Source organism: Clostridium sp. Cult1, from assembly GCF_021655095.1.
GTDB lineage: Bacteria > Bacillota > Clostridia > Tissierellales > Tepidimicrobiaceae > Schnuerera.
This window is the reverse complement of record NZ_PPXW01000001.1, coordinates 697,239-702,008: the sequence shown is the minus strand read 5'-3', so window position 1 is coordinate 702,008 and position 4,770 is coordinate 697,239. Positions and strand designations below refer to the sequence as shown.

Sequence of the window (4,770 nt, the reverse complement as noted above, 5' to 3'; positions counted from 1 at the left end):
ACTTACTATAAAGATTAGCAATATAATAAAAGAAGAACTAGCTAAAAAAGGAATAGAACTTTACGATATTAAATTAGAATTTGGTAGGGTAGGAGAAAACAACGAAATTGCTTTAATTGATGAGGTTTCTGGTGGAAATATGAGGGCATATAAAGATGGAAAATATATAGAACCACTAAAGTTAGAAAGATTAATACTGGCGGATTAAAAGATATTGGTAAAACAAGAGCAAAACGATACTATATGCTTAATTTCAATTTCAAGTGCATACTATATAATATATTTAATGCATGATATATATTATATATTATAAATAATAGAAAAATATTGGAGGGAGTTAAATGAAAAAATTTTCAATTGTAGCAATAGTATTAGTACTTTCAATAGTCTTTACAGGATGTACTAATAACGAGCTAGACCTTTATAAGGCTTTTAATAAGTCTCAAGACATTAATTCTATGGAGAGCGATACAGTACTTAACTTTACTTTAAAAGGGGAAGGCTTTTCAGCAGAAGATGAGCAGATAGTACAGCAGCTAGTTAATACATTAAACAACTCAGAAATTAGCATTAAACAAAAAATGAAACAAAATGAAGAGAAAACAGCAGCTAAAGCCTTTGCGGATATGAATCTAAACTTTGGCGGTATGAAAATGCCAATGTCAGTATGGGTTGATACGGATATGTCAGGAGAAACGCCTAAATTAGTAGAAATTATTGAAATGCCACAGATGCTAATGTCAGGAATGTCTCCAGAAGCAGCAGACAAAAAATATTTAGTATACGATTTTGAAAAAATAACTGATACAAGTGGAACAGGAATAGATTATGATGAGTTGATGAAATTTAGTAAGGATTTTCAACCTAAGATTACAAATTTCTTCAAAGATTATCAGGAGGATTTCAAACCAGAAGTAGAAGTAGTAAAGTATAGAGGGCAAAAAACTGTTAATGGAGAGGCATTATCCATTTATGAATTAAAATTAAATGATGAATCCTTCAAGGACTTCATAAAGTACACAGTAAATTATACTTTAGACAATAAGGATGCTATAGAATTTGTAAAAGAGTATATGAACGCAGTAATAGATATGGTGGAAATTCCAGAGGGAGAAGAACAACCTTCACAAGAGGAAATTAATATGGAAATGGATAATTTAGAGAAGGAACTTCCAGAACTTAAAAAGCAATTTAATGAATTCATGGATACTTACAAGGATATAAAAATAATAGGAGATAAGGGTATCGTTATAGAATACGGTGTTAATAGTGATGGATATATTGTCTATGAAGCTGGTAATATTGATTTAAGAATTGATTTAGAAGCTATAACAAAAGCTGTAAAAGAAGATTTACCTCCAGTGGAGGGGGTTTTAAATCTAGGGATTAAATTCGAAACAAAAGTTTCCAATATTAATAAAGATATAAGGGTTTATATTCCTAAAGTGAATAAAAGTAATTCTATAGATTTTAGTGAAATGATGCAAAGTTATGAAATAGACCAACCAATTGAAATGGAAGAACCAGTAGTAAAATAAAGAGATTTTAAAATAAGCAATTAATTACAATGGTGTAACTTTTGAATATCCAAAAATTACACCATTTATTTGTTATGCCTTTTATGTTAAAATTGAATAAAATTTGACTAAAGGGGTGAAAAGGTTGGAATTATGTGGTAGACCAATAATAAGTATAAGAAATTTAGAAAAGAACTTTGATAGTAAAAAAGTTTTAAAAGGAATAAATTTAGATATATACCCAGGACAAATTATAGGGTATATAGGACCAAATGGTGCAGGAAAGAGTACTACGGTAAAAATAATGTTAGGATTAATAGGAGGATATACTGGAGAGGTAGAGATTTTAGGAGAAAACATATCTAATGGCAATGTAGAATATAAAAGAAAAATAGGTTATGTCCCAGAAACTGCAGAAGTTTATGATAATTTGACGGGAAGAGAGTATTTAACCTTTATTGGCGAATTATATGGTATGGACTATGATGAAGCAGATGAAAAAGCCAAGAAGCTTGCAGAATTATTTGGGTTGAAACAAGTATATGACTCTAGAATATCTTCATATTCAAAGGGAATGAGACAAAAATTATTGATAATTTCAAGCTTGCTAAATAATCCAGAAATCCTATTTTTAGATGAGCCTTTAAGTGGTATAGATGCTAATAGTGTTATGGTATTTAAGGAAATACTAGCAGAACTAAAATCTCAGGGCAAAACCATATTCTATTCATCCCATATAATGGAAGTGGTTGAGAAGATAAGCAGCAGAATAGTGTTGATTAATGATGGACAGATAGTTGCAGATGGAAGTTTTGAAGAATTAAGGGAGAAATCCATGGAAGGTTCTCTGGAAGAAATATTTAACGAGCTTACTGGCTTTAAAGAACATGAGAAGATTGCAAAAGAATTTGTTTCCATAGTGCAAGGGGTAGATTATTATGAAGGAGTTTAGAATACTAAAATTTTTAGATAGATTTAAAGGACTATTTGAAAAATTTAGGGTAGATTACCCTATTATGAGAAGAATTTTACAAGTAAAGCTTATTTTAGATGGGAGAAGGACTCCAACTGCTATGATAAATTCTTCGAAAAAGAAAAGAGAGGAAGATAATAGCCTTTTAAAATCTTTATGGCTTTATGTTTTATTGGGAATTATACTTATTCCTTTAGTTATAGCTGGTGAAAATTATCTATTCCAAATGAGTTTAGTTTTTGGAATCGTAATGTTGATGATGACAATTACATTAATATCAGATTTTTCATCGATTTTATTAGACTTAAAGGACAAAGATATAATTCTTTCTAAGCCTGTATATGGGAGGACTTTAAGTACAGCCAAGACCATCCATATAATGATTTATATGTTCTATATAACGGTTGCATTTACAGGACCAGGCCTCATTGCGGGGTTGATTAAACAAGGGTTTTTATTTTTTATAATATTCTTTATTGAAATTATTTTAATGGATCTTCTAATAGTAGTAATTACTGCATTATTATATCTGTTAATACTGAAATTTTTTGATGGCGAAAAGTTAAAAGATATTATCAATTATTTTCAGATAGCATTAACTATAGTTATAACTATAGGTTATCAATTAATAGGTAGGTTGTTTAATATCAATGATCTTTTGAATATAGGATATACTCCAAAAATTTGGCATTATATAGTACCACCTATCTGGTTTGGTGCCCCCTTTGAATTAATATTAAAAGGTAATCAAGACTTTCATACAATCATATTTTCAATTCTATCTATTTTAATCCCAATAATAGCTATGATTATTTATAATAAACTTACACCTACATTTGAATATAATTTACAAAAATTGAATGACAATAGTGGTAGTTCTAAACCTGGAGATAGTAGTTTAAATAAGCTGTTGCCCAAAGTAGTATGTAGCACTAAAGAAGAAGCAACTTTCTTTAAATTTGCTACGAATATGATAAAAAAAGAAAGGAATTTTAAATTAAGAGTATACCCTTCTCTTGGTTTTTCATTAATCTTCCCTTTTATAATTTTGTTAACGGGTTTAAAAGAACTAGGATTAGATAGGATAACATCTAGTAAAGCATATTTTAGTATATATTTTATAGGTTTAATAGTTCCAAATATTATAAATACCATAGGATTTTCAGGTAATTATAAAGGAGCCTGGGTTTACAAAATAACCCCTTTCAATGAGACTAAAGCTATATTTAAAGGGACATTAAAAGCTTCCCTTGTTAGTTTGATACTTCCTTTATATACCTTTATCAGCATAATTTTTATGATTATTTTCAAAGGCAAAATATTTGTGGATTTGATAATTTTACTTCTAACACTATTGTTATTTATCATAATTTGTTTTAACTTAGGAACTAAAAGATTGCCTTTTTCAGAACCCTTTGCAGAGGCTAACAAAGGAGAAGGTATAATCGCCATATTCCTTGTGTTAATATTAGGCGTACTAGCAGGAGCTCATTATATTGCCACTACAATTAAATATGGTGTATCAATATATATGATAATATTATTCATAGCCAATGTATTTGCGTGGAAAAAAGGATTTAATGTGAACTTGGAGAGTTAAAAAACCAACTGGTTTCTAAATTTAGAAACCAGTTGGTTTTAATTGGAGAACTTGCCTAGCCTTTACAATAAATTTTTTGTTTGATATACTATATATGATAAGGTCATTAAGATTAATTCATACCATAAAAACTTTCAATTAGGATTCTATTTAGCTTTATTCTTTTTTTCAAATCTATTTTTATTTAATAACTTGTACTGAGTATGTATTAGGCGAACAGGGCGTTGACTTATTATTACTATTATTACATTTTATAGTTAATCTTTATATACCTTTATTAAAGGTATATATTATTGTGCTAAAATTTTTTAATATAAGGAGAGGATACAAAGTGAAAGTAGGTGTATTTTGGAGAAAGTTTAGAAATGTAGAACAACAAATGAGGCTTACACCTGATAAAGTTTATGACGATGCTTATGAGGAGGCTTATAATCATTATTCTGCCTTAAAATCTGCTGGTTATGATGCTTGTCTTCTAGAATGGAAAAAGGATCCTAGAGAAACATTGGAGAATATTAAAAAAGAAAATATTGATATTGTATTTAATGCATCTAGCTTAAGGGAAATTGCATTTCTAGAGACTTTTGGGATTCCTTATGTAGGATCAGGAATCGATCTTGTACCTTTAAACAAAGCCCAGAGGAAAGAAATTGTAGCTTATAATAAACTTCATACTCCCA

The 4,770-nt window shown here is 29.1% G+C and carries 5 protein-coding genes; all 5 read left to right on the top strand.

The annotated features are described in order from the left end of the window. The coding region (locus tag C3E89_RS03380; RefSeq protein ID WP_272876559.1) for a phosphoribosylaminoimidazolesuccinocarboxamide synthase at positions 1-208 on the top strand (208 nt) is incomplete at its 5' end. Between the two features lie 133 nt (positions 209-341). Next, positions 342-1,538, top strand: coding sequence for a hypothetical protein (locus tag C3E89_RS03375; RefSeq protein WP_236911084.1), 1,197 nt, complete (start codon positions 342-344; stop codon positions 1,536-1,538). 124 nt (positions 1,539-1,662) lie between these two features. Then, the gene (locus C3E89_RS03370; protein WP_236911083.1) at positions 1,663-2,469 is read left to right on the top strand and encodes an ABC transporter ATP-binding protein; all 807 of its coding nucleotides are present in this window, start codon (positions 1,663-1,665) and stop codon (positions 2,467-2,469) included. After that, positions 2,456-4,090: a hypothetical protein gene (locus C3E89_RS03365; RefSeq protein WP_236911082.1), complete on the top strand. Its 1,635-nt coding sequence runs from the start codon at positions 2,456-2,458 to the stop codon at positions 4,088-4,090. Before C3E89_RS03370 ends, C3E89_RS03365 begins: the two co-directional genes overlap by 14 nt. Before the next feature lie 331 nt (positions 4,091-4,421). Further along, positions 4,422-4,770: hypothetical protein (locus C3E89_RS03360; RefSeq protein ID WP_442870586.1), on the top strand; the 349-nt coding region annotated here is incomplete at its 3' end.

Excerpts from the sequence above, each read along its gene's own strand:
- C3E89_RS03365 (WP_236911082.1), top strand. The coding sequence starts at position 2,456 with ATGAAGGAGTTTAGAATACTAAAATTTTTAGATAGATTTAAAGGACTA.
- C3E89_RS03375 (WP_236911084.1), top strand. The coding sequence starts at position 342 with ATGAAAAAATTTTCAATTGTAGCAATAGTATTAGTACTTTCAATAGTC.